The organism is Herbaspirillum sp. SJZ107, from assembly GCF_006715485.1.
In the GTDB taxonomy this organism is placed as follows: domain Bacteria; phylum Pseudomonadota; class Gammaproteobacteria; order Burkholderiales; family Burkholderiaceae_D; genus Telluria.
The window spans coordinates 1-24899 of sequence record NZ_VFNH01000003.1 but is presented as its reverse complement, the minus strand read 5'-3'; the positions used below and the strand labels follow the sequence as shown (position 1 = coordinate 24899).

At 65.5% G+C, this 24899-nt stretch carries 27 protein-coding genes, 1 tRNA gene and 1 rRNA gene; 13 read left to right on the top strand and 16 right to left on the bottom strand.

Annotated features, from left to right (window positions below):
* The first annotated feature begins 3 nt into the window (after positions 1 to 3).
* The gene (locus tag FBX97_RS18310) at positions 4 to 969 is read left to right on the top strand and encodes a LysR family transcriptional regulator (protein WP_141834756.1); all 966 of its coding nucleotides are present in this window, start codon (positions 4 to 6) and stop codon (positions 967 to 969) included.
* Between the two features lie 57 nt (positions 970 to 1026).
* Positions 1027 to 2163, top strand: coding sequence for a branched-chain amino acid ABC transporter substrate-binding protein (locus FBX97_RS18305; protein ID WP_141834753.1), 1137 nt, complete (start codon positions 1027 to 1029; stop codon positions 2161 to 2163).
* An 18-nt stretch (positions 2164 to 2181) separates the two neighbouring features.
* On the opposite strand, the gene FBX97_RS18300 is transcribed toward FBX97_RS18305, so the two are convergent.
* A complete protein-coding gene (locus FBX97_RS18300; protein WP_141834750.1) occupies positions 2182 to 3093 on the bottom strand; it encodes a DUF4886 domain-containing protein in 912 nt (303 codons plus the stop codon).
* Positions 3094 to 3154: 61 nt separating this feature from the next.
* Entirely contained in the window at positions 3155 to 4132 is a 978-nt protein-coding gene (locus FBX97_RS18295) for a PEP-CTERM sorting domain-containing protein (protein ID WP_141834747.1), read from the bottom strand.
* A gap of 286 nt (positions 4133 to 4418) precedes the next feature.
* Between FBX97_RS18295 and FBX97_RS29630 the strand changes: the two genes are divergently transcribed.
* Both FBX97_RS29630 and FBX97_RS18285 read left to right on the top strand, forming a co-directional pair.
* Positions 4419 to 5141: a hypothetical protein gene (locus tag FBX97_RS29630; RefSeq protein WP_185748651.1), complete on the top strand. Its 723-nt coding sequence runs from the start codon at positions 4419 to 4421 to the stop codon at positions 5139 to 5141.
* Between the two features lie 125 nt (positions 5142 to 5266).
* The gene (locus tag FBX97_RS18285; protein WP_221631841.1) at positions 5267 to 5791 is read left to right on the top strand and encodes a YgjV family protein; all 525 of its coding nucleotides are present in this window, start codon (positions 5267 to 5269) and stop codon (positions 5789 to 5791) included.
* A gap of 39 nt (positions 5792 to 5830) precedes the next feature.
* Here the strand turns inward: FBX97_RS18285 and FBX97_RS18280 are convergent, their stop codons facing one another.
* The 5 genes from FBX97_RS18280 to FBX97_RS18260 all read right to left on the bottom strand — a co-directional run bounded on the left by FBX97_RS18280 (position 5831) and on the right by FBX97_RS18260 (position 7956).
* Positions 5831 to 6205: a hypothetical protein gene (locus FBX97_RS18280; protein WP_141834744.1), complete on the bottom strand. Its 375-nt coding sequence runs from the start codon at positions 6203 to 6205 to the stop codon at positions 5831 to 5833.
* Between the two features lie 127 nt (positions 6206 to 6332).
* Positions 6333 to 6839 carry a host attachment protein gene (locus FBX97_RS18275; RefSeq protein WP_141834742.1) on the bottom strand — a complete coding sequence of 169 codons (507 nt, stop codon included), beginning with the start codon at positions 6837 to 6839 and terminating at the stop codon, positions 6333 to 6335.
* A 213-nt stretch (positions 6840 to 7052) separates the two neighbouring features.
* A complete protein-coding gene (locus FBX97_RS18270; RefSeq protein WP_141834739.1) occupies positions 7053 to 7325 on the bottom strand; it encodes a DUF4242 domain-containing protein in 273 nt (90 codons plus the stop codon).
* Positions 7326 to 7470: 145 nt separating this feature from the next.
* The gene (locus tag FBX97_RS18265; RefSeq protein ID WP_141834736.1) at positions 7471 to 7809 is read right to left on the bottom strand and encodes a zinc ribbon domain-containing protein YjdM; all 339 of its coding nucleotides are present in this window, start codon (positions 7807 to 7809) and stop codon (positions 7471 to 7473) included.
* Between the two features lie 71 nt (positions 7810 to 7880).
* Positions 7881 to 7956: transfer RNA gene (locus FBX97_RS18260), tRNA-Phe, on the bottom strand.
* Positions 7957 to 8087: 131 nt separating this feature from the next.
* On the opposite strand from FBX97_RS18260, the gene FBX97_RS18255 reads away from it, so the two are divergent.
* The 4 genes from FBX97_RS18255 to FBX97_RS18240 all read left to right on the top strand — a co-directional run bounded on the left by FBX97_RS18255 (position 8088) and on the right by FBX97_RS18240 (position 12621).
* Positions 8088 to 9341, top strand: a complete 1254-nt coding sequence (locus tag FBX97_RS18255; protein WP_141834733.1) for an FAD-dependent monooxygenase — start codon at positions 8088 to 8090, stop codon at positions 9339 to 9341.
* A 30-nt stretch (positions 9342 to 9371) separates the two neighbouring features.
* Positions 9372 to 10094 carry a DsbC family protein gene (locus FBX97_RS18250; RefSeq protein WP_141834730.1) on the top strand — a complete coding sequence of 241 codons (723 nt, stop codon included), beginning with the start codon at positions 9372 to 9374 and terminating at the stop codon, positions 10092 to 10094.
* Between the two features lie 46 nt (positions 10095 to 10140).
* Positions 10141 to 10722 carry an NTP transferase domain-containing protein gene (locus FBX97_RS18245; protein WP_255517542.1) on the top strand — a complete coding sequence of 194 codons (582 nt, stop codon included), beginning with the start codon at positions 10141 to 10143 and terminating at the stop codon, positions 10720 to 10722.
* 78 nt (positions 10723 to 10800) lie between these two features.
* Positions 10801 to 12621 carry a M61 family metallopeptidase gene (locus FBX97_RS18240; protein WP_141834724.1) on the top strand — a complete coding sequence of 607 codons (1821 nt, stop codon included), beginning with the start codon at positions 10801 to 10803 and terminating at the stop codon, positions 12619 to 12621.
* 34 nt (positions 12622 to 12655) lie between these two features.
* Here the strand turns inward: FBX97_RS18240 and FBX97_RS18235 are convergent, their stop codons facing one another.
* From FBX97_RS18235 to rpe, 7 genes are all read right to left on the bottom strand, one after another.
* Positions 12656 to 13180 carry a TonB C-terminal domain-containing protein gene (locus FBX97_RS18235; protein WP_185748650.1) on the bottom strand — a complete coding sequence of 175 codons (525 nt, stop codon included), beginning with the start codon at positions 13178 to 13180 and terminating at the stop codon, positions 12656 to 12658.
* 58 nt (positions 13181 to 13238) lie between these two features.
* Positions 13239 to 14039: an indole-3-glycerol phosphate synthase TrpC gene (gene trpC, locus FBX97_RS18230; RefSeq protein ID WP_141834718.1), complete on the bottom strand. Its 801-nt coding sequence runs from the start codon at positions 14037 to 14039 to the stop codon at positions 13239 to 13241.
* Positions 14040 to 14048: 9 nt separating this feature from the next.
* Positions 14049 to 15089, bottom strand: coding sequence for an anthranilate phosphoribosyltransferase (trpD, locus tag FBX97_RS18225; protein ID WP_141837033.1), 1041 nt, complete (start codon positions 15087 to 15089; stop codon positions 14049 to 14051).
* Positions 15090 to 15095: 6 nt separating this feature from the next.
* Positions 15096 to 15659 carry an aminodeoxychorismate/anthranilate synthase component II gene (locus tag FBX97_RS18220; RefSeq protein ID WP_141834715.1) on the bottom strand — a complete coding sequence of 188 codons (564 nt, stop codon included), beginning with the start codon at positions 15657 to 15659 and terminating at the stop codon, positions 15096 to 15098.
* 1 nt (position 15660) lies between these two features.
* A complete protein-coding gene (gene trpE, locus FBX97_RS18215) occupies positions 15661 to 17157 on the bottom strand; it encodes an anthranilate synthase component I (RefSeq protein ID WP_141834712.1) in 1497 nt (498 codons plus the stop codon).
* Between the two features lie 201 nt (positions 17158 to 17358).
* A complete protein-coding gene (locus tag FBX97_RS18210) occupies positions 17359 to 18057 on the bottom strand; it encodes a phosphoglycolate phosphatase (protein ID WP_141834709.1) in 699 nt (232 codons plus the stop codon).
* Positions 18057 to 18740, bottom strand: a complete 684-nt coding sequence (gene rpe, locus FBX97_RS18205) for a ribulose-phosphate 3-epimerase (protein ID WP_141834706.1) — start codon at positions 18738 to 18740, stop codon at positions 18057 to 18059. The genes FBX97_RS18210 and rpe overlap by 1 nt, the downstream gene beginning before the upstream one ends.
* A gap of 152 nt (positions 18741 to 18892) precedes the next feature.
* On the opposite strand from rpe, the gene apaG reads away from it, so the two are divergent.
* Positions 18893 to 19267 carry a Co2+/Mg2+ efflux protein ApaG gene (apaG, locus tag FBX97_RS18200; RefSeq protein WP_141834703.1) on the top strand — a complete coding sequence of 125 codons (375 nt, stop codon included), beginning with the start codon at positions 18893 to 18895 and terminating at the stop codon, positions 19265 to 19267.
* A 1-nt stretch (position 19268) separates the two neighbouring features.
* On the opposite strand, the gene FBX97_RS29625 is transcribed toward apaG, so the two are convergent.
* Positions 19269 to 19421, bottom strand: a complete 153-nt coding sequence (locus tag FBX97_RS29625) for a hypothetical protein (protein ID WP_185748649.1) — start codon at positions 19419 to 19421, stop codon at positions 19269 to 19271.
* 12 nt (positions 19422 to 19433) lie between these two features.
* On the opposite strand from FBX97_RS29625, the gene FBX97_RS18195 reads away from it, so the two are divergent.
* Positions 19434 to 20654, top strand: coding sequence for a murein transglycosylase A (locus tag FBX97_RS18195; protein ID WP_141834700.1), 1221 nt, complete (start codon positions 19434 to 19436; stop codon positions 20652 to 20654).
* 7 nt (positions 20655 to 20661) lie between these two features.
* Here FBX97_RS18195 and FBX97_RS18190 read toward each other — a convergent pair whose 3' ends face one another.
* Complete coding sequence (locus FBX97_RS18190; RefSeq protein ID WP_255517541.1) at positions 20662 to 21879, bottom strand: MFS transporter; 1218 nt, start codon at positions 21877 to 21879, stop codon at positions 20662 to 20664.
* A gap of 167 nt (positions 21880 to 22046) precedes the next feature.
* On the opposite strand from FBX97_RS18190, the gene FBX97_RS18185 reads away from it, so the two are divergent.
* The 3 genes from FBX97_RS18185 to FBX97_RS18175 all read left to right on the top strand — a co-directional run.
* Complete coding sequence (locus FBX97_RS18185) at positions 22047 to 22823, top strand: enoyl-CoA hydratase (protein ID WP_141834697.1); 777 nt, start codon at positions 22047 to 22049, stop codon at positions 22821 to 22823.
* 5 nt (positions 22824 to 22828) lie between these two features.
* Positions 22829 to 24388: a phospholipase D family protein gene (locus tag FBX97_RS18180; RefSeq protein ID WP_141834694.1), complete on the top strand. Its 1560-nt coding sequence runs from the start codon at positions 22829 to 22831 to the stop codon at positions 24386 to 24388.
* Positions 24389 to 24819: 431 nt separating this feature from the next.
* A 16S ribosomal RNA gene (locus tag FBX97_RS18175) occupies positions 24820 to 24899 on the top strand; the annotation flags it as partial.

Sequence of the window (24899 nt, the reverse complement as noted above, 5' to 3'; positions counted from 1 at the left end):
TCTATGCGCAAGGATCTCGATTACGGCCTGCTGCATGCCATGAGCGCCTTCGTGCACGTCATGGACGGCGGCAGCTTCACCGCTGCGGCGCAGCACATGGGCATCACCAAGGCTCAGGTGTCGCGCCTGGTGACCCTGCTGGAAAACCGCCTGCAGACCAAGCTGCTGCAGCGGACCACCCGCCGCATCGCCGCCACCAGCGTCGGCGAACGCTATGCCGAACAATGCAAGGCCATCCTCGACCTGGTGGCCGAGGCCGAAGGCGAGGCCGGCGGCGCCGCGCACCAGTCGAGCGGCCGCCTGCGGGTGATGAGCATGACCGGCTTCGGCAACCGCTACATCACGCCGCTGGTCGCCACCTATTGCGCGGCCAATCCGCGCGTCACCGTCGAATACCATTCCTCGCAAAACCCGCCCGACCTGCTGGCCGAAGGCATCGACGTCAGCATCTACCTGGCGCAGGCGCTGCCCGATTCGGCCCTGGTCGCGCTCAGGCTCGGCCGCATGTTCTCGGTGCTGTGCGCGGCACCCGGCTACCTGGCGCGCCAGGGCGTGCCGGCGTCGCCGCAGGCGCTCGCGGGCCACACCTGCCTGCGCCTGGTGAATGCCTCGTTCAGCTCGACCTGGGAACTGGAACAGGGCCGGCAGCGCTTCACGCTCGAGCCCGAAGGCCCGCTGGTCGGGAACACCGTCGAAGTGCTGCTGGACGGCGCACTGAGCGGACTCGGCATCGTCATGCTGCCGGCCTACAGCGTGGTCGACGACCTGCAGCGCGGCCGCCTGGTGCAGGTGCTGCCGGGCTGGCGCTCGCCCGAGATCGGCATCTTCGCGCTGCTGCCCTCGGGCCGCTTCGTGGATGCCAAGACGCGCGCCTGGATCGACCTGCTCAAGCAGCACCTGCCGCCGGCGGTCGCGCGCGATACGGCGTATTTCGAGGCATCCGGGGGAGTGCGCCAGGCGAACGACTGATCTTGCCAACATGGCATTACAATCAGGCATCCAACCGAAAGCAAAGGGAAGCCTGTCATGCGTCGCTCCATTCTCCTGCCCTGCCTGTTCGTCCTCGCCGCCGCGCCCGCCGTACAGGCCCAGACGACCGTAAAGATCGGCACGGTGTCGCCGCTGTCCGGCTCCGGCGCCCACCAGGGCAAGGACATCGAAAACGGCGCGCGCATGGCGATCGACGAACTCAACGCCAAGGGCACGCCGGTCGGCGGCAAGAAGGTCAAGTGGGTGCTGCAGCCCGAGGACGACGGCGCCGACCCGAAGATGGGCACCGCGGCCGCGCAGAAGCTGGTCGACGCCGGCGCCGTGGCCGTGGTCGGACACCTGAATTCCGGCACCACGGTGCCGGCCTCGAAGATCTATAACAGCGCCGGCATTCCGCAGATCTCGCCGGCGGCCACCACCCCGCTGTACACCCGCCAGGGTTATAAAACCGCCTTCCGCGTGGTCGCCAACGACGGCCTGGTCGGACGCACGCTGGCCACCTATTCGATCAAGACCCTGCATGCGACGAAGATTGCCGTGATCGACGACCGCACCGCCTTCGGCCAGGGCCTGGCCGACGAATTCGTGAAGGGCGTCAAGGCGGCCGGCGGGGCCGAGGTGGTCAGCCGCCAGTTCACCAACGACAAGGCGACCGACTTCAATGCGATCCTGACCCAGATCCGCGCGCGCAAGCCGGACGTGGTGTTCTACGGCGGCATGGACGCGGTGGCGGGCCCGCTGCTGAAGCAGATGAAGGCGCTCGGCATGGGGGCGAAGCTGGTGTCGGGCGACGGCATCTGCTCGGAAAAGCTGCCGCAGCTGGCGGGCGACGCGCTCGGCAACGACCACGTGCTGTGCGTGGTGGCGGGCGGCGTCACCGGTCCCGAGGAGGCGGCGGCCAAGGCCTTCAGCGACCGTTACCGCCAGCGCTACAAGATGGAACTGCAGACCTATGCGCCTTACGCCTACGACGCCGTGATGGTGTTTGCGCAGGCGATGCAGCAGGCCGGCTCCAGCGACCCTGCGAAATTCCTGCCTGCGCTGGCGAAGGTCAGGCACCAGGGCGTCACCGGCACCATCGCCTTCGACCCCCACGGCGACCTGCTGAATGCCGCGCTGACCCTGTACACCTACCGCGACGGCAAGAAGGTCAAGCTGCAAGTCATGCGCTGATACGGCGCGCGGCGTCTTTCAGTGCGCGTTCGGCTGTGCCAGTTGCGCGGCGGCGATGCGCTGCAGCGCCGTGGCGGTGGCCGGATCGATGCCGAGCTCGTGCGCCGCGCGCTCGCTGGCGCCCAGCGAGCGCGGGTCCTTGCCGGTGACGGCCCCGAAGACGGTCAGCGCTTCCAGGTAATAGCCGTGGATGCTGCCGTGGTAGTTGTCCGGCGCCCACAGGTTGATCTGGCCGGCGGTGATGCCGTCGTAGGGGTTCGGGTCGGCCAGGCCGCCGGCAATCGCACGGTTCCAGGCTTCGCCGACCGGAATCACGCCGTCGATCAGGGGCGAGGCAGCGTCGGCGGCATCGTAGCCGTGGCGCACGTCCACTGCCATCTGGGCGATCGGCTTGCCGTACCAGGCGCCTTCCGGCTTCCAGGTCTGGTCCGCGCGCGACCAGGTCGCGGTCAGCATCACGCGCACCTTGGGATTCTTGTCGTGGAAGGCTTCGGCCAGCAGGCCCGAATATTTGACCAGCATGTCCGGATTGCCGGGATGTTTGGCGTCGAGCGTGCTGTAGCTCTGCAGCAGCACCAGGTCCCAGGCTTTCGCGATGGTGCCCAGCTTCTTGTGGTAATGGTCGTGCAGGCCGGCGCCGGGAATGGTTTCCAGGCTGACGTCGTAGTGCAGGCCGGCTTCCTCGGTGAAGGTCTTGAACAGGGCCGGCACGCCGCCGATGCCGGCGCCGTTGAGGTCGGTGACCGTGTCCGGCCGGTAGGCCTTGACCGACGGCGCCGGGGCGCCGGCCGGCTCGCCGAAGGTGAAACTGTTGCCGACGAACAGGACGGTGGTGGCCGGCGCCGCGCCGGCGCCGGCGGCGAGGGCGGCGAGGGTGGCGCCGCCGAGCAGGCGGCGCACGGAAGGCAGGGCAGTAAGCTGGGCCGGCATGATGGTCCTTGTAAAATTTCCAAACAAGTATTCCGCCTGCCGGCCGTTTTGTCCAGCCGGATCAGCCGCGCGGCGACTTGCGGCGGCGCGCCACGCACATCAGGCCGCCCAGCGTCAGGAACATCGCCACCGTACCCGGCTCCGGCACTTCGGCGGCCAGCTGCTCGGATGCAAAGCGCTGCAGCGCGGCGGCATTCGCGGCGCTGATGCCGAGGTCGCGTGCGACGGTGTCGCCGGCGCCGAGCGAGGTCGGATCGAGACCGGTGATGCTGCCGAACATGGTCAGCGCTTCCAGGTAGTAGCCGTAGGGGCTGGCATGGTAGTTCTCCGGCGCCCACAGGTCGATCTGGCCGTCGCCGATGCCGTCGTACGGGTTGGCGTCGGCCAGGCCGCCGGCGATGGCGCGGTTCCAGGCCTGGCCGACCGGGATCACGCCGTCGATCAGGTCGGACGCGGCGTCGGCGGCGTCGTAGCCCTTGCGGATGTCGAGTGCCATCTGGAAGATCGACTGGCCCAGCCACGGGCTGTTGGTCCGGTAGGTGAGGTCGGCGCGCGACCAGGTCGCGTCCAGCAGGATGTTCACGTCCGGGTTGAGGCCGTGGAAGGCTTGGGCCAGCAGCCCGGAATACTGGATCAGCTTGGCCGGATCGCCGGGCTTGGCGGCATCCAGCGTGCTGTAGCTCTGCATGACCACCTTGTCGTAGGGGGCCAGGATGGTGGCCAGCTTGGTGTTGTAGTGGGTGTCGAGGCCGACGCCGGGAATGGTTTCCAGACTGACCTTGTAATCCAGGCCGGCCTGGACCGTCATGGCCTTGAACAGGGCCGGCACGCCGCCGATGCCCGAGCCGTTGAGGTCGGTGACAGTGTTCGGCTGGTAATACTGGACGATCGGCGCGGCGCCGGCTGGTTCGCCATAAGTAAAGCTGTTGCCGATGAACAGGATGGTTGTAGTGGCCGAGGCCGGTACAGCAACGGCGCCGAAAGCGAGGCTGGCGAACAGGGAGGTGCCGAGGCGGCGCAGGGTACGAGAGGTGTGCATGTTGTCTCCTGATAATTCAGATTGCCCCGCTCTCAAGATGAGGCGAAGTCCTCTTTGACGTGCAAATTCCATGCCTCTAGAGCATTTCTCCTGAATAGAAGGGCTTTGTTCAAGATGTCGACGATCGGCTGGAATGGATTTGTAAAAATTGCCGACAGCGTAAAGACAAGATGTATCGTAAATATTTCAATACGAAAAGTTACATTCGGGACAGACGTTCGTGTGCTAACGTTGCCGCTGCCGGGCGGCCGCTACACTACAGCTTCCATGACGACTTGGAGTGAATGTGCGCTACCTGGATTTCAGTTCCTGGCAGGCGGTCCTGACGACCTTCCTCAGCCTTGCCGTCTTTACCCTGCTCGGCGTCGGCATCCGCGTGCTGATGATGCAGACGGTGCAGCAGCGCCGCGAGCGCATGAACCGCCAGATCAACGAGCGCCTGCGCACGCTGATCTCGGCCTACCGCACGCTGGGCGGCTCGTTCACCGGCCAGCTGACGGTGGACCCGAGCCACCTGCGCGAGCTGCGCATGGCGCCACCTGCGGAGGCCGACGAAGGCCGGCCTGACGCGGCCCGGCCTGACGCAGCCCCCACCAACTCCGACCGTGCGCGGCGCATCCGCGATGCGGTCGAAGCGGCCCTGGCCGACATCCTGCTGCTCGGCACCGAAGAGCACTGCCGCCTGGCGGCGCAAGCCGCGCGCGACATGGCGGCCGGGCGCCCGATCCACACCGCCGACCTGGTGATCTCGCTGCGCAGCTTCATCCGCGAAGCGCTCGACCTGGGGCCGCTGCCGGACGATGCGCGCGTGCCGCTGCAGGGGCCGACGCGGACCCAGGGCAGCGGCGGCGGACGCGGCAAGGGCGATGGCGACAAGGGCGGCGGTGGTAAAGGCGGTGGAGGCGGTGGAGGGGGTAACGGCGGCGGCGGCATGGAAGGTGGCGGTGGCGGTGCAGGCATCAGCCTCGATCCCGGACACCGCGCCATCGACCACGACCCTGCCACCTGAGCAGCGGCAAGCGCGCCGCCATTTTTCATGTCGACGGACTAACCGGCTTGCCCTCATCCAGGCAGAGAACGCGGGCGCTATAATGCCTGCCCCAGGCCGCTTCCTGTCTTTTTCCGACGCTTTCGATGACGATCGATTGGTTCTCGCCGGCGCAATGCGTCGGTTATGTTGCGTTCGTGCTCGGCGTGACGTCTTTCCTGCAAAGGGATGACCGCCGCCTCAAGCAATTCATGGCGGCGCAATGCTTCGCCTACATCGTCCACTTTGCGCTGCTCGGCATCCCGACCGCTGTCGCCAGCTCGACCATGTCGCTGCTGCGTTCGGTGCTGGCGCTGCGTACGCGCGCGCTGTGGATAGCACTGGTCATCGTCGCCGCCAACATCGCCCTCGGCCTGTATCTGGCCACCAGCGCCGCCGCCTGGCTGCCGCTGGCAGCGTCCTGCATCGGCACGCTGGCCTTGTTCCTGCTGCGCGGCGTGCGGATGCGCCTGGTCATGCTGTGCGGGACCTTCCTGTGGATCGGCAACAACCTGATTGCGGGTTCGGTCGGCGGCACAGCGCTGGAGACCGTGATCGCGATCGTCAACATGCGCACGATCTGGCTGATGGCGCGCGAAGAGAAGCGCTTGCGGGCGGCGCAGGCGACCTGAACGCCAACGCCGGCGAACGGCGACGCGGCCTGCCAGCGCTCAGTCGGTCACGGCGTGCCAGGCATTCATGGCCTTGTCGCCGCTCTTGTCGCCCGGTTTCTTGTCCTTGACGAAGGTGTACAGCGGCTTGCCCTTGTAGGCCAGCTGCTTGCTGCCGTCCTCGCGCGTGACGGTGGCGTAGGGCGCTGCCGGTTGGGCTTCGGTTGCCGGCACCGGCGGCCAGTTTTCGGCCCAGCGGCCGGTACAGGCGCTCTTGCCGCTGTTGGCGCTGTCCTTGTCGAAGGTGTAGACCGTCATGCCCTTGGCATCGACGAGGACGCCATCCGCTTTCTTGAGCGGCGCCTGGGCGGCGGCGAGGAGGGGAAGGGTGAGGAAGCCAAGGAAGCAGGCGAGCGCGGGAAGGACTGGTTTCATGGAGACTCCGTTCAGAGTTCGATGCACACAGCGTTTGGACTGCTCTGCCATACCGAGGTTCCCATCGACATGCCAGCCCCCGGGTGGCATGTTGATGGGGCTCAGGTTGATCAGCCTGGCATTTGACTCAATGCGACTTGGCCTGCTGTTCGCGCAGCTGCTCGCGCAATTGCTGCGGGTTGGAGTGCGTGTAATCCTTGTTGACTTCAAACTTGATCAGCGGTTTCAGCTGCGGATCGAGATTGGAACGCAGGGTACCCAGGAATTCGGGTGATGCCGCCACCACCAGCTGCTTGTAGCGGCCGTCGCGGTGCGCCTCCAGCAGATACTGCGAAATATCTTTTGCGAATTTCTCGGCTGCATGCTGGGCCGGGGTCTGGGCCGGCTGGTATTGCTTGTTGGGTGCGCCCGCCTGGCCGTTGTGCGCGCCGCCCGTGCCCTGGGGGTTGCCGATATTGTGGCTGCTGCCACTGGCCGAGGTCGGACCGAGCCTGTCGGTTTCGGTGTCCGCCGTACGCAGGTGCGCGACGGAATTGACCATGTCTTCGAGTTCTTGCAATGGTTCTGCGGAATCGGCTTCGGAAAAGAACCTTGCCCGGCCAGCATTGGCCGCAATAATCCAGGTTGTTTGCATATTACCCCCTGTCAAAAACGTGAACGTGGTTGGCCACGCTGCAAACGAGCGCAGCCGCTATGGGACCGGCAATCGCCTGTGGCAACATCATCGCCGTGGCGAAATGGTTACAACTCAGTATAGCCCGGGTTCACGATTGGCCGGCGCACTGGCGTGCACCGGCGTGCCCGGCCGTGCGCCGGCGCGGCAGCAGAGGGACGGCTCAGTGGTAGCTCAGTGATAGAAATAGGGCGCCAGCACCGATACTTCGGTGATGCTGTTGACGGGCAGGCCATTGCGCTCGGCAACCTGGCGGATGGCCTCGGGCGTGGGCGCATCGTAGATGCAGAAGGTACGCGTCTTGTCGCCGCTGACATAGGAATGGACCCAGGTGACGCCCTGTTCGCTGTTGGCCTGGACAATCCTGCTCAGGGCTTCTGCCCCGGTCGCGTCGACCGGGACGTTGAGGCCATCCGGAAAAGTGCGTTCAACCATATAGCGTGGCATATTTGTCTCCTTGTAATGGGAAGTGAGGTTCGCCCAGGACGCAGCGTACCGAATCGTTCCGGCCGGGCGCGCTTCGGGCATGACCGGAATTACAAGTTAGACCATAAATATGCGGGGTGCAATGCTGAGTTGCAGCAAACGCCGGTTACGCCTTGCGCACGAATTCCGTCTTGAGGCTCATCGCGCCGAAGCCGTCGATCTTGCAGTCGATATCGTGGTCGGCGTCGACCAGGCGGATGTTCTTGACCTTGGTGCCCTGCTTGATGACGCCGCCGGAACCCTTGGGTTTCAGGTCCTTGATGACGGTGACCGTATCGCCATCCTGCAGGATGTTGCCGGACGCATCGCGCCAGACCCGGGCGGTTTCGGGCGCGGCGGCCTGCACCGGCCACTCGTGCGCGCATTCGGGACAGGCATATTGGCCGCTGCCGTCCTCATAGGTGTAAACGGACTGGCATGCGGGGCAGGGCGGCAGGATCGACATGAGGAACCTTGAAAACAAAAACGCCACCCGGAGGTGGCGTCTTGCAGGCAGCGCAGGTGCTGCGGAATTCTTGGTGGCCCGGGGCGGAATCGAACCACCGACACAAGGATTTTCAATCCTCTGCTCTACCAACTGAGCTACCAGGCCAAGAGAGGCATGATTATAGCCAGCGCTTCGCGCCCCTGCAAGTCCTGTCAGGCAATTTTTTCAGGAAAGCGTCCGGTCAGGCCGTCCAGCCCGGTGAAAAGTGCGCGCAATGAAGGGGCTATAATGGTGTCATGACCACACAAATCACTTCCACCGCACAAGTGCGCAACAGCCGTAGCGACCGCCGCAGAAGCGACGTCTGCATCGTCGGCGACGGCGCGATTGCCAAGACCGCTGCCCTGGGCTTGTCGCAGGCCGGGCACAGCGTCACGCTCCTGACGCCACCGCGCCGCCCCGCAGTCGCGGCCGTGGCCGGCGAGGCCCCCTGGGACGTGCGCGTGTACGCGCTCAACCATACGGCGCACGAACTGCTGTCCTCGCTCAAGGTGTGGGGCGCGCTCGACCTGGCGCGCGTGGCACCGGTCGATGCGATGGACGTGCATGGCGACGGCGAGAACGGTGGCCAGCTCGGCTTCGATGCCTTCGGCGCCCACACCGGCACGCTGGCCTGGATCGTCGAGGACAGCAACCTGAACGGGGCGCTGGATGCCGCGCTGCGCTTCGCCCAGAACGTCGAGGTGGTCGGTGGCAGCGCCACCCGGCTGGCCTGCAGCCCGGACGGCGCCCGCATCGAGCTGGAAGACGGCAGCCACATCGACGCCCAGCTGGTGGTCGGCGCCGACGGGCGCGAATCCTGGGTGCGCGGCCAGTGCGACATCGGCATCGATTACCGCCCCTATCACCAGCGCGCGATCGTCGCCAATTTTTCCTGCGACAAGCCGCACCACAACGTCGCCCACCAGTGGTTCACCTGCAAGGAAGGCATCATCGCCTTGCTACCGCTGCCGGGCAACCAGGTGTCGCTGGTGTGGTCGGCGCCGGATACCCTGGCCGACACCATCATGAACGAATCGCTGGGCGAGCTCGCGATCCGCCTCGGCGAACACGCCGACGAGAAGCTCGGCCTGCTGAAGCCGCTGCAGCCGGAAGCGGTGAAGGCGCTGCCGCTGGCGCTGGTGCGTCCGCATGCGGTGACGGCGCCGCACGTGGTGCTGATCGGCGATGCCGCCCACGTGGTGCATCCGCTGGCCGGCCATGGCATGAACCTGGGCTTCGGCGACATCGTCGACTTGCTGGAGGTGCTTGGCGCACGCGAAGCGCACCACGGCATCGGCGACGAGCGCGTGCTGGCGCGCTACGCCCGCGCACGCAAGGAAGATGTGTTGCTGATGCAACTTGCTACCGACGGTCTGGAGCGCTTGTTCAGTACTAACCTGGAACCGCTGCGCGTGGTGCGCAATTTGGGCTTAAACTTGCTGGATAAATTGCCTCTGGTCAAGCGTCGTTTGATTGCCCATGCGCTCGGCAGCCCGGCCGGCAAATAATTTCCACATACCGTCATTAGGAATTCAGTCATGTTCAAAACCAAGCTCGCCCTCTTGCTGGCGACCGGCCTGATCACGTCCTGCGTCGAGGCGCAGAACTCGGTCGAGGCGACCATCAAGAAGAACATCGAGCCGCGCCTGGGCGGCGCCAAGATCGAATCGATCAAGGAAACCCCGTATTCCGGCCTGTACGAGCTGCGCGTTGCCGGCGACATCATGTACACCGACAAGAAGGGCGAATACCTGGTCATCGGCCACGTCTACGATGCCAAGACCACGCGCGACCTGACCAGCGAACGCATCCAGGATATCAACAAGATCAAGTTCTCCGACCTGCCGCTGAGCTCGGCGATCAAGCAGGTCAAGGGCGACGGCAAGCGCGTGATCGCCGTGTTCGAGGATCCGAACTGCGGCTACTGCAAGCGCCTGCGCCAGACCACGCTCAAGAACCTGGACAACGTGACGGTCTACACCTTCATGTACAACATCCTGTCGGACGACTCGTTCGTGAAATCGAAGAACATCTGGTGTTCGCCGGACCGCGCCAAGGCCTGGGACGACTGGATGATCAGCGGCAAGGCAGCGCCGGCGGCCCCCGCCAGCTGCGAGACCCCGAACGACAAGATCGTGGCGCTCGGCCAGCAACTGCGGATCACCGGCACCCCGGCGATCTTCTTTACCGACGGCAGCCGCATCCCGGGCGCGGTCGACCTGCCGACGCTCGAGAAGAAACTGCAGTCGATCAAGCAGTAATCCCGCGAGCATGGGCGCCCTCGGCTTTGCGCCGGTTGGAATCCTGATGGCCGCGGGCAGGGGGCGGCGCTTCGATCCTGCCGGCGCCCGCAACAAGCTGCTGCAAGTACTGCCGTCGGGCGACCCGGTGGTGGTGGCCAGCGCGCGCAAGCTGCTGGCCGTCATGCCGCGCGTGGTCGCGGTGGTGCCGCCTCTTGACGGCGGCGTGGCCGCGCTGCTGGCGGGGCTGGGCTGCGACGTCACCGTCTGCGCGGATGCGGACAGCGGCATGGCGGCGTCGCTGGTGCATGCACTACGCTATTCATTGCGCGATTCACTGTCCGCTGCGGGCGAGGCGCCGGATGCCTGGCTGGTGGCGCTGGGCGACATGCCGCATGTGGCACCGTCTACCCTGGCCGCATTGCGCGACGCGCTGGCCGCCGGCGCCCCGATCGTGGCCCCGGTCCACGCTGGCCGGCGCGGCAATCCGGTCGGCTTCGGCCGCGTGCACCTGGACGCGCTGCTTGCGCTGCAGGGCGACCAGGGCGCGCGCCGCCTGCTGCAAACCTGCCCGGTGACGGAAGTGGCGGTGCAGGACCGCGGCATCTTCCTCGATATCGACACGCCGGCCGATTTATCCACGGTGTGAACGATCCATGGCGTGAACTCGCTCCGGCTGAAGAATCCGATTACACTTGGGCGTATCGGAGAGAGTTTGTTCACAAACATGAAAAAAGCCAAACAAAAGAACCCACCGGCAGTCCAGTACACCATCGTGCCCAAAGATCTTGCCGGGCACCTGTTCAATGTCACCGTCACGGTTGCCGCCCCGGCCAGCGAGGGCCAGGTCTTCGCGCTGCCGGCCTGGATCCCGGGCAGCTACATGATCCGCGAATTCGCCCGCAACATCGTGCGCATCCGCGCCGAGTCGGGCGGGCAGGCGGTGGCGCTGACCAAGCTCGACAAGCATGCCTGGCAGGCGGCCCCCGTCGACGGTCCGCTCAGCCTCCACTATGAAGTGTATGCCTGGGACCTGTCGGTGCGCGCCGCCCACCTCGACCAGACCCACGGCTTCTTCAACGGCACCAGCGTGTTCCTGCGCGTGCTGGGCCAGGAAAACACGCCGCACCAGGTCGACATCCAGCGTCCGGGCGACCCGGCGGCCAGCGACTGGCGCGTCGCCACCTCGCTGCCGGAACTGGGCGCCAAGCGCTACGGCTTCGGCACCTACATCGCGGCCGACTACGACGAACTGATCGACCACCCGGTCGAGATGGCCGATTTCGCGCTCGGCACCTTCAAGGCCCATGGCATCCAGCACGACATCGTGATCACCGGACGCGTGCCGAATCTCGACATGGCGCGCCTGCAGCAAGACCTGAAAGCCATCTGCGAAGCGCAGATCGCCTTCTTCGAGCCGAAGACGAAAAAGGCGCCGATGGACCGCTACGTGTTCCTGACGATGGCGGTCGGCGACGGCTATGGCGGCCTCGAACACCGCGCCTCGACCGCGCTGATCTGCGCACGCGCCGACCTGCCGACCACGGCCGCACCGAAGACCGCCGAACCGAATGAGGGCTACACCAAATTCCTTGGCCTGTGCAGCCACGAATACTTCCATACCTGGAACGTCAAACGTATCAAGCCGGCCGTGTTCGCGCCTTACGACCTCCAGGTCGAGAACTACACGCCGCTGCTGTGGCTGTTCGAAGGGTTCACCAGCTACTACGACGACCTGATGCTGGTGCGCAGCGGCATCATCAGCGAAGCGACGTATTTCAAGTTGCTGGGTAAAACCGTGGGCAGCGTCCTGCGCGGCAGCGGCCGCACCAAGCAGAGCGTGGCCGAGTCCAGCTTCGATGCCTGGAGCAAGTACTACCGCCAGGACGAGAACGCGCCGAACGCCATCATCAGCTATTACACCAAGGGTTCGCTGATCGGCCTGGCCTTCGACCTGACGATCCGCGCCAAGACCGGCGGCGCCAGGTCGCTGGACGACGTGATGCGCGCGCTGTGGGAACGCTACGGCCGCGACTTCTATGACGGCGGCGCCCGTGGCGTGACCGAGAAGGAAGTCGAAGCCCTGTTCGACGAAGTCAGCGGCGTGCGCCTGAAAAGCATTTTCGAACGCTACATCCGCGGTACCGAAGACGTCCCGCTGGCCAAGCTGTACGCGCCCTTCGGCGTCAAGGTCAGCGACGAGCGCAAGAACAGCAAGCCTTCGCTCGATGCCGGCATCGGCCGCGACGCCGGCGGCGCCAAGCTGACGCAAGTCCACGAGGGCGGCGCCGCGCACCAGGCCGGCCTGTCGGCCGGCGACATCGTGATCGCCGTCGACGGCCTGCGCGTCAACGGCAACCCGTCCAACCTGGATGGCCTGTTCGCGCGCTACCGCGTCGGCGACACGGTGACCGTGCATGCCTTCCGGCGCGACGAGCTGATGACTTTCGAGGTGACGCTGCAGGGCGACCGCGTGCCGGGCATCACGATCGCGCCGCTGCCGGGGACGCGCAAGACGCAGGGCTTCGTGCGGCCTAGCGCGGGCTGAACATCGCGGTCGAAGGCCGGCCTGGCGCGCGGCGTCACTCCGAGGCTTGCGGCCCGGCCAGGCTGCGCAGCTGGTAGCGCTCGCGGTCGGCGAACAGGAAGGTCTCGGAAAACGTGAGTTTGCCGGTCGCCTGCGCCAGCTGCTGCGGCTTGGGCAGGGGCGTACTGCGGCGCATGGCGGCCAGCGCGACCTCGGCAGCATCGGGATTGCGCGAGCGCTGTACGGCGACCCTGGCCAGCTGGCCGTCGCGGTCGACCGTGATTTCGAGCACGACGATGGCCGGCAGCAGCGGCGGCAACTGGCCGCTGAAATTGTGCTCGGGATTGTGCCGCACCACGTGCTGGGCGACTTCGGTCTTGTAACTGTCGAGACCGGCGGAGGAGGCAAGGTAGGGCGAGGTGGCCGGCTCGGGATGGGCGAGGCGTTCGACGACGCTGCCGATCGAGGCCGTGACGCTGGAGGCGGCTGTCTGGACGGTCGCGCATCCGCTCAGGCCCGCCGACAGCAGCAGGCAACCCGCAACGCATCCGGTAACCCCGGCGCCGACGATCGTCTTCATGACAGGATCCCTCGAAAAACCTGCGACGCCGGTTTTTCGAGGGCCTGCCGCTACAGGCTCAGTCGAACAGGCGCCGCAATTCCGTGCCAGGATCGGGCGCGCGCATGAAGGCCTCGCCCACCAGGAAGGCATGCACGTTGGCGTCGCGCATGCGCTTGACGTCGGCCTGCCCGAGGATGCCGGACTCGGTAACGACCAGGCGCTCCGCCGGAATGCGCGGCAGCAGGCCGATGGTGGTGTCGAGCGTGACTTCGAAGGTGCGCAGGTTGCGGTTGTTGATGCCGAGCAGGCGCGTTTTCAGGCGCAGTGCCGCGGTCAACTCATCGCCGTCATGCACTTCGACCAGCACGTCCATACCGAGTTCCTGCGCACATGCCTCAAGGTCCGCCATCAAGCCATGATCCAGCGCAGAGACGATCAAGAGGATCGCGTCGGCGCCCATCGCGCGCGCTTCGTACACCTGGTACGGGTCGACGATGAAGTCCTTGCGGATCACCGGCAGCGCGCAGGCGGCGCGCGCCTGCTGCAGGTAGGCGGGCGCGCCCTGGAAGAACTGGCGGTCGGTCAGCACCGACAGGCAGGACGCGCCGCCCTGTTCGTAGCTTTCGGCGATGGCCGCCGGCTGGAAATCCGCGCGCAGCACGCCCTTCGACGGCGACGCCTTCTTGACTTCGGCGATCACGCCGGCACGGCCCGCCTCGATGCTGCGGCGCAGGCCGGCTTCGAAGCCGCGTACGCCGGCGCGCAGTTCGGCATTGCTTTCGACGTCGCGGCGCAGGCTGTGGAAGTCCTGGTATTTCTTGGCAGCGGCGACCTCGTCGGCCTTGACCGCGAGGATCTTGTTGAGGATGTCGGACATGGTGGAATCTTATGGATTGTTCGCGCCCAGCTGGCGCGTGACGCTGACGAACTGGTCCAGCTTGGCCAGCGCCGCACCGGAGTCGATGGCGGCGCGCGCTTTCTGCAGGCCGTCTTCGATCGAGCCGGCGACGCCCGCCGCGTACAGCGCGGTGCCGGCGTTCAGGGCCACGATGTCGGTCGCCGGACCCGGTTCGCCGCGCAGCGCTTCCAGCACACGCAGCTTGGATTCGGCGGCGTCCGCCACCTTCAGGTTGCGGCTGGCGATCATCGAGAGGCCGAAGTCTTCCGGATGGATCTCGTACTCGCGGATCTCGCCGTTCACCAGCTCGCCGACCAGGGTGCCGGCGCCGAGCGAGACTTCGTCCATGTTGTCGCGGCCCCAGACCACCATCGCATGCTGGGCGCCGAGGCGCTGCAGCACGCGCACCTGGATGCCGACCAGGTCGGGGTGGAACACGCCCATCAGGATATTCGGGGCGCCGGCCGGATTGGTCAGCGGGCCCAGGATATTGAAGATGCTGCGCACGCCGAGTTCCTTGCGCACCGGCGCCACGTGGCGCATGGCGGCATGGTGGTTCGGCGCGAACATGAAGCCGATCCCGGTCTGGGCGATCGATTGCGCGATCTGCTCGGGTTTCAGGTCGATCTGCGCGCCCAGCGATTCGATCAGGTCGGCGCTGCCGCTCGACGACGACACGCTGCGACCGCCGTGCTTGGCCACGCGCGCGCCGGCGGCGGCGGCCACGAACATCGAGGCGGTCGAGATGTTGAAGGTGTGGGCGCCGTCGCCACCGGTGCCGACGATGTCGAGCAGGTTCGTGGTGTCGGCCATCGGCACCTTGGTCGAAAACTCGCGCATCACCTGCGCCGCGGCGGTGATCTCGCCGATGGTTTCCTTTTTTACGCGCAGGCCCATGGTGAGGGCGGCGACCATGGTCGGGGACATCTCGCCCGACATGATCTGGCGGAACAGGTGCAGCATCTCGTCGTGGAAGATTTCACGGTGTTCGATGCAGCGCAGCAGGGCTTCTTGGGGGGTAATCATGATCACGGCTCAGCGCTCGAGGAAATTCTTCAGCATCGCGTGTCCGTGCTCGGACAGGATCGACTCCGGGTGGAACTGCACGCCCTCGATGTCGAACTCCTTGTGGCGCACGCCCATGATCTCGCCGTCGTCGGTCCATGCCGTCACTTCCAGGCAGGCCGGCAGCGACGCGCGTTCGATCGCCAGCGAGTGGTAGCGGATCACGGTAAAGGGGCTGGGCAAGCCCTTGAATACGCCTTCGCCTGTGTGGGCAATCTTGGAGGTCTTGCCGTGCATGACCTGCTTGGCGCGGATGATCTTGCCGCCAAAGGCTTCGCCGATGGCCTGGTGGCCGAGGCACACGCCGAGGATCGGCTTCTTGCCCGCGAACTCCTTCAGCACGTCGACCGAGACGCCGGCATCCTTGGGCGACTTCGGACCCGGCGACACGCAGATGCGGTCTGGATTGAGGTCGGCGATCTGCTCCAGCGAGATTTCGTCGTTGCGCACGGTGTGCACGTTTTCACCCAGCTCGCCGAAGTACTGGACGATGTTGTAGGTGAAGGAATCGTAGTTGTCGATCATGAGAAGCATGTCAGATCTCCCCGTCCAGGCCGTCCTGGACTTGCTCGGCGGCGCGCAGCACGGCGCGCGCTTTGTTTTCGGTTTCCAGCCATTCCATCTCGGGGATGGAATCGGCCACGATGCCTGCCGCCGCCTGCACGTACAGGTTGCCGTCCTTGATCACGCCGGTACGGATCGCGATGGCGACGTCCATCTCGCCACCGAAGGAGAGATAACCGCAGGCGCCGCCGTAGATGCCGCGCTTGACCGGCTCGAGCTCGTCGATGATTTCCATTGCCCGCACCTTGGGCGCACCGGTCAGGGTGCCGGCCGGGAAGGTGGCGCGCAGCACGTCCAGGTTCGACAGCTTGTCCTGCAGCGTGCCTTCGACGTTGGAGACGATGTGCTGCACGTGCGAGTACTTCTCGATCACCATCTTGTCGGTGACCTTGACGCTGCCGGTGGTGGCGATGCGGCCGATGTCGTTGCGCGCCAGGTCGATCAGCATCACGTGCTCGGCCACTTCCTTGGGGTCGTTCAGCAGTTCGTGCGCCAGTTCGGCATCGCGTTCCGGTGTCGAACCGCGCGGGCGGGTGCCGGCGATCGGGCGCAGCGTGACCTTGCGCTGGCCGTCGGCTTCCTGTTCGTTCCTGACCAGGATCTCGGGCGACGAGCCCACGATCTGCATGTCGCCGAAGTTGTAGTAATACATATACGGCGACGGGTTCAGGGAACGCAGCGAGCGGTACAGCGACAGCGGCGAATCCACGTAGGGCTTGCGGATGCGCTGGCCGATTTGCACCTGCATCAGGTCGCCGGCCATCACGTATTCCTTGGCCACTGCCACCGCCTTCAGGTAATCCTCCTTGCTGAAGTCGCGGATCGCTTCGGTGCGCACCGACGCCGAGGTAACCGGCGCATCCACGCTCCGGCGCAGCATCATGCGCAGGTCCTTCAGGCGCTGCTTGGCCTTCGAATAGGCTTCGGGCTGGGCCGGGTCGGCATAGACGATCAGGTACAGCTTGCCCGACAGGTTGTCGATCACCGCCAGCTCTTCGGTCAGCATCAGCTGGATTTCCGGCAGGCCGAGATCGTCCTTGGGTGCGGAATTCGCCAGCTTCTTCTCGATGTGGCGCACGGTGTCGTAGCCGAAATAGCCGGCCAGGCCGCCGCAGAAGCGCGGCATGCCGGGACGCAGCGCGACCTTGAAGCGCGACTGGTAGCTTTCGATGAAGTCGAGCGGATTGCCCTCATGCGTCTCGATGACGCGGCCGTCCTTTTCGATCGTGGTCACGTTGCCGTGCGTGCGCAGCAGCGTCTTCGCCGGCAGGCCGATGAAGGAGTAGCGGCCAAAGCGTTCGCCGCCGACGACGGACTCCAGCAGGAAGGTGTGCTTGCCGGCGCCCTGGCTCTGGGCCAGCTTCAGGTACAGCGTGAGCGGCGTTTCCAGGTCGGCGAATGCTTCCGCGATCAGGGGAATACGGTTGTAGCCTTGCGTGGCAAGCGATTTGAATTCGAGTTCGGTCATGCTTTTCTCCGGGCCGGCCGAAAAGGGGAGGTCGGGCGGCGTTTTCTACAAAAAACCTGCCGGTGATGCACATCGGGTGCGCACCGGCAGCAATCAGCGTGGGTCAGTTAGCCCAGGATTGCCAGCGTCGCCACAGCCAGGCCTCGAGGGCGCCGGTTTGGTTGACGGTGTGTTTTTTGGTGAAAAACATGTATAGATAAGTTAGTTTGAAGTGCTGTTGTGAACAGATATCAGCTTCGCCGCGTCGAGCAGCGAATCAACTATACCATCGGAATTAATTGTTTGCACAGGCCTTCCGTGGTTATAACCATATGGTACCGTCAGCACGAAGCAACCGGCCGCACGCGCCGCTTCGGCATCGTTGCTGGAGTCGCCGATCGCCACCACCTTCGATGGCGCCAGGTCGAAGTCGCGGCAGACCTGCAGCAGCGGCAGCGGATCGGGTTTCTTTTTCGGCAGCGAATCGCCGCCGTAGACCAGCTCGAAATACGGCGCCAGGCCTTTTTGCGCCAGCAGCGGGGTGGTGAAGGCGATCGGCTTGTTGGTCACGCAGGCCAAGCGCAGGCCCAGCGCCTTGAGGGCCTGCAAGCCTTCGACCACGTCCGGATACAGCGTGCTGCGCTCGCCGTTGATGGCCAGGTAGTGCCGCTGGTAGGCCGCCATCGCGTCGTCGAAGACGGCGTCGATGCGCGTCGCGTCATAGTCGAGCGCCAGCACGTCGCGGATCAGCTTTTCTGATCCCTTGCCGACCATCGGTTCGATGATCTCTGCCGTGATCGGCGCCAGGCCGAAGTCGGCGCGCATGCCGTTCAGGGCCAGTTCGAAATCCGGCACGGTGTCCAGCATGGTGCCGTCCAGGTCGACGATGGCGGCCTTGATGGCCTTGGCGCCCGCCCGCATTACAGCGACGCCTGGACGTTGGTGCCGGCCAGCTCGGCGCGCATGGCGTCGATCACCGCCTTGTAGTCCGGCTTGCCGAAGATGGCGGAGCCGGCCACGAAGGTGTCGGCGCCGGCGGCTGCCGCGGCGGCGATATTGTCGGCCTTGATGCCGCCGTCGACTTCCAGCATGATGTCACGGCCGGATTCGTCGATCATGCGGCGCGCGATCGCGATCTTCTTCAGCGCTTCCGGAATGAAGGACTGGCCCCCGAAGCCGGGATTCACCGACATGATCAGGATGATGTCGATCTTGTCCATCACGTGTTCCAGGTAGTGCATCGGCGTGCCCGGGTTGAATACCAGGCCGGCCTTGCAGCCGTTGTCGCGGATCAGCTGCAGGGTACGGTCGATGTGTTCCGAGGCTTCCGGGTGGAAGGTGATGATGTCGGCGCCGGCCTTGGCGAAATCCGGGATGATGCGGTCGACCGGCTTGACCATCAGGTGGACGTCGATCGGCACCTGCACGTGCGGACGGATGGCCTGGCACACCAGCGGGCCGATGGTCAGGTTCGGGACATAGTGGTTGTCCATCACGTCGAAGTGGATGATGTCGGCGCCGGCGGCGACGACATTGCGCACTTCCTCGCCCAGGCGGGCGAAGTCTGCGGACAGGATGCTGGGAGCGATGCGGTAGGTGGTCATGGTGGCTGCCGGGTTTGCTTGTGAATTCTGAGACCGCCATTGTACTTCGCTCCGCATGGACGCGGCCGCGCCGCCGCGCTTTTTGCCGGCGTTGTATGATGTCGGGTGCCGTTTTGTTATCGCTTGTTTTGATACCGCTTATAAGGAAAACCATGCCCGCCTACGATTTCGCGATCACCGTCAGGACCCAATACCTGCCGGAACAGTCCAGCCCGGATCGGATGCAGCACGTGTTTTCCTACACGATCACGATCAAGAATACCGGCACGGTCGCAGCCCAGCTGATCTCGCGCCACTGGGTGATCACCGACGCCAACAACAAGGTGCAGGAAGTGAAGGGCCTGGGCGTGGTCGGCCACCAGCCGCTGCTGCAGCCGGGCGAACAGTTCGAATACTCGAGCGGCACCCAGTTCGAGACCAATTACGGCTCGATGACCGGCGAATACTTCTTCGTGGCCGAGGATGGGCACCGTTTCGAGGTGACGATTCCCGAATTCGTGCTGTCGCTGCCGCGCAGCCTGCACTGATTCAAGAAGCCGGCGGCTCCTCGCCGTCGTGCTTGCGCACCTGCGGCGGTGCCGGCGGCCGCGCTTCCGGCTTGCGGCCGGCAAACATGGTCCACCATACGATGAACACGAGCAGGAACAGCGCCACGCCTGCTTCCAGCATCAGTATCCACATCACGGGTTCCTTATGATTTCGACACGTCGCAGTGTACCTGCTTTATTGACGCTGGCGGCTTTGCTGACCGCCTGTACGACCACGCCGCAGCAGCCACAACCTCAACCCCAGCCGAAGCCGCCGGTGCAGATGCCGCCGCCGGTCGGGCCGGTGACCGTGCCGCCGACCACGCCGCCTGCGCAGCCGCCCGCGCCGCTGTTCACGCCGGTCAGCTTCGAGGTGCTGCCGGGCTGGCAGCAGGACGACCTGCGCCAGGCCTGGCCGGCCTTCCAGGCATCCTGCCGCGCGCTGGGCGCCAAGGCCGACTGGAAGAGCGTGTGCGCAGCGTCCAGAACGGTCGACGCCGGCGACGGCAGTGCCATCCGGCGCTACTTCGAGACGAATTTCGTGCCCAACCTGGTGCGCGCCGCCGACGGCGCCGACAGCGGCCTGATCACCGGCTACTACGAACCCTTCCTGCGCGGGGCGCGCAAGCGCGGCGGCGCCAACCAGACGCCCTTGTACAAAGTGCCGGACGACCTGATCACGGTCGACCTGGCCAGCGTCTACCCGGCGCTGAAGGGCATGCGCCTGCGCGGCCGCCTGTCCGGCAAGACCGTGGTGCCCTACAACAGCCGCGCCGAGATCGAACGTGCGCGCCTGCCGGGCAAGGAACTGGTCTGGGTCGACGACCCGGTCGAAGCCTTCTTCCTCGAGGTGCAGGGCTCGGGCCGGGTCCAGCTCGACGACGGCGAGACCGTGCGCATCGCCTACGCCGACCAGAACGGCCATCCCTATAAAGCCATCGGGCGCTGGCTGGTCGAGCAGGGCGAACTCACGTCGGCAGAGGCGACGGCCCAGGGCATCAAGGCCTGGATCGCGGCGCACCCGGAACGGCGCCAGGAACTCTTCAACGTCAACCCGAGCTATATCTTCTTCCGCGAAGAGCGCTTGCCAGACCCGAGCGTCGGCCCGAAAGGCGCGCTCGGCGTGCCGCTGACGCCGACCCGCTCGGTGGCGGTCGATCCGGCCTTTTTGCCGCTGGGTGCGCCGATCTTCCTGGCGACCACCGAGCCGGCCAGCACGACGCCCTTGCAGCGCCTGGTGATGGGACAGGACACCGGCGGCGCGATCCGCGGCGCGGTGCGGGCCGACTTTTTCTTCGGCTTCGGCGGCCAGGCGCCCGACAATGCCGGCCGCATGAAGCAGCGCGGGCAGTTATGGGTGCTGCTGCCGCGCGCGGATCTGCGTTAATCTGGCGTTAATCCTTCACGTGGCGCAGCCGGGTGCCCAACAGGGTGCCCAGCGTGAGCAGGATGGCGCCGGCCGCCACGAAACCGAGGCCGCCGCGTACGCCGAAATGCTCGCCCAGCAGGCCGGCGCCGGCCGCGCCCAGCGGCGCCGTCGCCACCGTCAGGAAGCGCATGGTCGAGGTCATGCGGCCGAGGAAGGCGTCCGGCGTGACGCGCTGGCGCAGCGCCAGGTAGGGCAGGAAGAACAGCAGGGCGCCGCAATCGAGCCAGAACACGACCACGGCGTAGGCCATCGCGCTGGCGCCGGGGCTGCCGAACAGGTCCTGTGGAATCAGCGGCATCAGCGCGAAGCCGATGCCGGATGCGCACAGACCGATCACGGTCGTGCCGCCCGAGCCGAAACGCTTCGTCAGCGGCTTGAGCAGCATCGAGGCGACGAACACGCCGACGCCGCCCAGCATCTGCGCCGTGCCCATCATCCCGGGCGACATGCCGAGCACGCGGGTGGCAAACAGCACGTACAGCGCGGTGTAACCGTAGAACAGCAGGTGCCAGCAGGCCGAGACCCAGGCCAGCAGGCGCAGCGTCGGATGGCCCCAGACGAAGGACAAACCGTCCAGCATGTCGCGCAGTGCGTGCGATTGCGGCGGGTGCGGCGCCGGTTCCTGCTTGCGGATCTGGCGCAGGTTCCAGATCGACACCGCGAAGCCTCCCACATTGCACAGGATCGCGAACGGTGCTCCCAGCGCCTGCACCAGCAGCCCGGCCAGGCCGGGGCCGAGCAGGCGCGAGGCCGATTCGGTGGCGCCGAACTTGGCCTGGGCATCGATCAGGCCTTCGCGGCCGACCAGGAAGGTGAGGAACACCTGCTCGGCGCCGCCGCCCACTACGTAGCCGGTGCCGATCACGAACTGCACCGCGTACACCCAGTGCACCGACAGCCAGCCCTGCCACCAGGCCAGCGGGATGCTGGCCAGGCTGAGGGCGACCATCGCATCGCTGCACAGCATCACCGGCAGGCGCCGGCTGCGCTCGAGCAGCACGCCGGTCGGTAGACCAAATAACAGGAACGGCAGCGAGCCCACCGCGGCCAGGCCGCCCATCTCGGCCGGCGTCGCATGCAGCAGCAGCGCGGCGCAGATCGGCAGGGCCAGCAGCGTGATCTGGGCACCGAAGTTGGTGAGGATGCTGCTGAACCAGAAGCGGCGGAAGTCGGGGTCGCGCAACTGCCTGTCGTGACGCAGCTGGCGTAAAAAGGCGAGGGGCGACAAAGTGGGAATGCCTGGGCTGGTGTATTTTGATCGGTTCCGGATGATAGCAAAGCGAACTTGCAATTTACGCTACGGCAGGCGCTACAATCGGACGGTCATCTTATATTTAACAGGAGTGTCCCGTGGAATATGCCGACCTGCTCATCGAAAACCATGGCAAGGTGGCCGTGGTCCGCCTGAACCGTCCCAAGGCGATGAATGCCCTGAACGACAACATGATGAACGAGCTGGGCCAGGCGCTGCGCGGCTTCGACGCCGACCCGGCGGTCAACGTCATCATCCTGACCGGCAGCGAAAAAGTGTTCGCGGCGGGCGCCGACATTGCCGCCATGGCCAACTACACCTACGCCGACACCTATCCGGGCAACTACATCGGCCGCAATTGGGAACACATCCTCGAGATCCGCAAGCCGGTAATCGGCGTCGTGTCCGGCTATGCGCTGGGCGGCGGCTGCGAACTGGCGATGATGTGCGACTTCCTGATCGCGGCCGACAATGCGAAATTCGGCCAGCCGGAAATCAAGGTCGGCGTCACCCCGGGCGCCGGCGGCACCCAGCGCCTGCCGCGCGCGATCGGCAAATCCAAGGCCATGGACATGCTGCTGACCACGCGCATGATCGATGCGGCGGAAGCCGAGCGCACCGGGCTGGTGTCGCGCGTGTTTCCGGCCGACAAAGTGATGGACGAAGCACTGGCGGTGGCCCAGACCATCGCCCAGATGCCGGTATCGGTCGCCATGCAGATCAAGGACGCGGTCAACCGCGCGTTCGAAACCACGCTGACCGAAGGCGTGCGCTACGAGCGCCGCTTCTTCCATGCCGGCTTCGGCACGCCGGCCCAGAAAGAGGGCATGGCGGCCTTCCTCGAAAAGCGCAAGCCGGATTTCGAAGGCATGTAGTCGCCATGCGGACGGGCGCATTCCTCAAGGGAAGTGCGGCGCTCGTCCTGGTCGCGGCGGCGGTATTCGGCTGCGCTTCGTTGTCGCCCCCGCTGCCGCCACTCGACCCGCGCGTCGCATCGAGCGCTTTCACCGATACCGGCGCGACGCGGTTAGGCGGCGCCATCGCCCCGCTGGTGCAAGCCCACCCGGCGCTGTCCGGCATCTATCCGCTGGCCGAGGGACGCGATGCCTTCGCGGCGCGGATCTTGCTGGCGCAGCGCGCCGAACGCAGTCTCGACCTCCAATACTATATATGGCGCAACGACCTCACCGGCGTGCTGATGCTGGATGCCTTGCGTGCCGCGGCCGCACGCGGCGTCCGGGTGCGCCTGCTGCTGGACGATAACAACACGGCCGGCCTGGATGGGCTGCTGCTGGCGCTGGACCGCGATCCGAACATCGAGGTGCGGCTGTTCAATCCTTTTACGACGCGCGCGTGGCGCGGACTCGGCTATCTCACCGATTTCGCGCGTCTGAACCGGCGCATGCACAATAAGTCGTTCACGGTGGACAACCAGGTGACCTTCGTCGGCGGGCGCAATATCGGCGACGAATACTTCGGCGCGGCGAACGACGTGCTGTTTGCCGATCTCGACGTGATGGCAATCGGACCGGCGGTGCAGGCGGTGTCGCAGGATTTCGACCGCTACTGGAACAGTGCGTCGGCCTATCCGGTCGGCGCACTGGTCGACGCCGGCGCAGGGCAGCCCGTGCAGGGGCTGGCCGAGCGCGCCGCCGCCGTGCGCAAGGCGCCCGCGGCACAGGCTTATCTGCAGGCCTTGCGCGCGCTGCCGTTTGTCGAGCAACTGGCGCAGCGTCGCCTGCCGCTCGAATGGGGCGAGGCGCGCCTGGTCAGCGACGACCCGGCCAAGGCACGGGGCGAAGGCGCGGCGCAGGCACGGGTCGGCGTCCGCCTGCGTACCCTGCTGGGCGAGCCGCAACGCCAGCTCGACCTGGTCTCGCCGTATTTCGTGCCGGGCAAGGCGACAACGGCAGAGCTGGCCGCGATCGCCTCCAGGGGCACCGCGGTCAGGGTCCTGACCAATTCGCTGGAAGCCACCGATGTCCCGGCGGTGCATGCGGGGTACGCGAAAAGGCGGCGCGAGTTGCTGCAGGCCGGCGTCGCACTGTACGAATTGCGCCGCGAAGGCATGACCGAGCCGGCGGAGCGCGGCAGCGGCTTCGGCAGCTCATCGTCGAGCCTGCATGCCAAGACCTTTGCCGTGGACCGGCAGCGCATCTTCGTCGGGTCCTTCAATTTCGATCCGCGTTCGCTCGACCTGAATACCGAAATGGGCCTGGTCATCGACAGCCCGGCGTTGGCGGCCGCGCTGGATGCTCGCTTGACCCAGTCCATGCCTCGGCACGCCTACCGCGTCCAGATCGAGCCTGATGGCAGAATGGTCTGGCTCGAGCAGACAGGGCAGGGCCTGCGCAGGCATGAGGAAGAGCCGGGTACCGGCTTCTGGAAACGTGCCGGCGTGCGCATCCTGGGCTGGCTGCCGATAGACTGGCTCCTCTAAAACTTTCCACGCGAAGGGCTTGCGCGGCCCTGCCGCGTTTTGCTATAGTTCGCCTCCTGCTTCTGTAGCGTAGTAAAAGCTGAACGAAATCAAGTAGTTGAGTTGGGTGTTTTGATAACACCGCTGGCGCTGAAGAAAAAGACGGGGTTGACGAGTTAAGCGATGTAGTGCATAATCTTCTTCCTCTGCTGCTGACGAACAAAACGATTCGCAGAACGCAGCAAGGCAGTACCGAACAAAGTTCTTTAAAAATTAACAGTCGATAAGTGTGGGCGTTTGATGAAGGTGCCGGCTGACTAGTTCAGCTGATTACTTAAATTATCAAATGTTCACAAAAAGTATAACGTTGCTCAGCAATGAGTGACGGTCAGTATTTTGAGTGAGCGACTCGGCAGTAATGCCGATGGCAGAAATGCCAACAAACAGAGATTAAACTGAAGAGTTTGATCCTGGCTCAGATTGAACGCTGGCGGCATGCTTTACACATGCAAGTCGAACGGCAGCGCGGGGC

Bases quoted from the DNA above. Each gene is read 5' to 3' on its own strand.
- FBX97_RS18310 (WP_141834756.1), top strand. From the start codon at position 4: ATGCGCAAGGATCTCGATTACGGCCTGCTGCATGCCATGAGCGCCTTC.
- FBX97_RS18305 (WP_141834753.1), top strand. From the start codon at position 1,027: ATGCGTCGCTCCATTCTCCTGCCCTGCCTGTTCGTCCTCGCCGCCGCG.
- FBX97_RS18300 (WP_141834750.1), bottom strand. From the start codon at position 3,093: ATGCCGGCCCAGCTTACTGCCCTGCCTTCCGTGCGCCGCCTGCTCGGC.
- FBX97_RS18295 (WP_141834747.1), bottom strand. From the start codon at position 4,132: ATGCACACCTCTCGTACCCTGCGCCGCCTCGGCACCTCCCTGTTCGCC.
- FBX97_RS18285 (WP_221631841.1), top strand. From the start codon at position 5,267: ATGACGATCGATTGGTTCTCGCCGGCGCAATGCGTCGGTTATGTTGCG.
- FBX97_RS18280 (WP_141834744.1), bottom strand. From the start codon at position 6,205: ATGAAACCAGTCCTTCCCGCGCTCGCCTGCTTCCTTGGCTTCCTCACC.
- FBX97_RS18275 (WP_141834742.1), bottom strand. From the start codon at position 6,839: ATGCAAACAACCTGGATTATTGCGGCCAATGCTGGCCGGGCAAGGTTC.
- FBX97_RS18270 (WP_141834739.1), bottom strand. From the start codon at position 7,325: ATGCCACGCTATATGGTTGAACGCACTTTTCCGGATGGCCTCAACGTC.
- FBX97_RS18265 (WP_141834736.1), bottom strand. From the start codon at position 7,809: ATGTCGATCCTGCCGCCCTGCCCCGCATGCCAGTCCGTTTACACCTAT.
- FBX97_RS18255 (WP_141834733.1), top strand. From the start codon at position 8,088: ATGACCACACAAATCACTTCCACCGCACAAGTGCGCAACAGCCGTAGC.
- FBX97_RS18250 (WP_141834730.1), top strand. From the start codon at position 9,372: ATGTTCAAAACCAAGCTCGCCCTCTTGCTGGCGACCGGCCTGATCACG.
- FBX97_RS18245 (WP_255517542.1), top strand. From the start codon at position 10,141: ATGGCCGCGGGCAGGGGGCGGCGCTTCGATCCTGCCGGCGCCCGCAAC.
- FBX97_RS18240 (WP_141834724.1), top strand. From the start codon at position 10,801: ATGAAAAAAGCCAAACAAAAGAACCCACCGGCAGTCCAGTACACCATC.
- FBX97_RS18235 (WP_185748650.1), bottom strand. From the start codon at position 13,180: ATGAAGACGATCGTCGGCGCCGGGGTTACCGGATGCGTTGCGGGTTGC.
- trpC (WP_141834718.1), bottom strand. From the start codon at position 14,039: ATGTCCGACATCCTCAACAAGATCCTCGCGGTCAAGGCCGACGAGGTC.
- FBX97_RS18220 (WP_141834715.1), bottom strand. From the start codon at position 15,659: ATGCTTCTCATGATCGACAACTACGATTCCTTCACCTACAACATCGTC.
- trpE (WP_141834712.1), bottom strand. From the start codon at position 17,157: ATGACCGAACTCGAATTCAAATCGCTTGCCACGCAAGGCTACAACCGT.
- FBX97_RS18210 (WP_141834709.1), bottom strand. From the start codon at position 18,057: ATGCGGGCGGGCGCCAAGGCCATCAAGGCCGCCATCGTCGACCTGGAC.
- rpe (WP_141834706.1), bottom strand. From the start codon at position 18,740: ATGACCACCTACCGCATCGCTCCCAGCATCCTGTCCGCAGACTTCGCC.
- apaG (WP_141834703.1), top strand. From the start codon at position 18,893: ATGCCCGCCTACGATTTCGCGATCACCGTCAGGACCCAATACCTGCCG.
- FBX97_RS29625 (WP_185748649.1), bottom strand. From the start codon at position 19,421: ATGTGGATACTGATGCTGGAAGCAGGCGTGGCGCTGTTCCTGCTCGTG.
- FBX97_RS18195 (WP_141834700.1), top strand. From the start codon at position 19,434: ATGATTTCGACACGTCGCAGTGTACCTGCTTTATTGACGCTGGCGGCT.
- FBX97_RS18180 (WP_141834694.1), top strand. From the start codon at position 22,829: ATGCGGACGGGCGCATTCCTCAAGGGAAGTGCGGCGCTCGTCCTGGTC.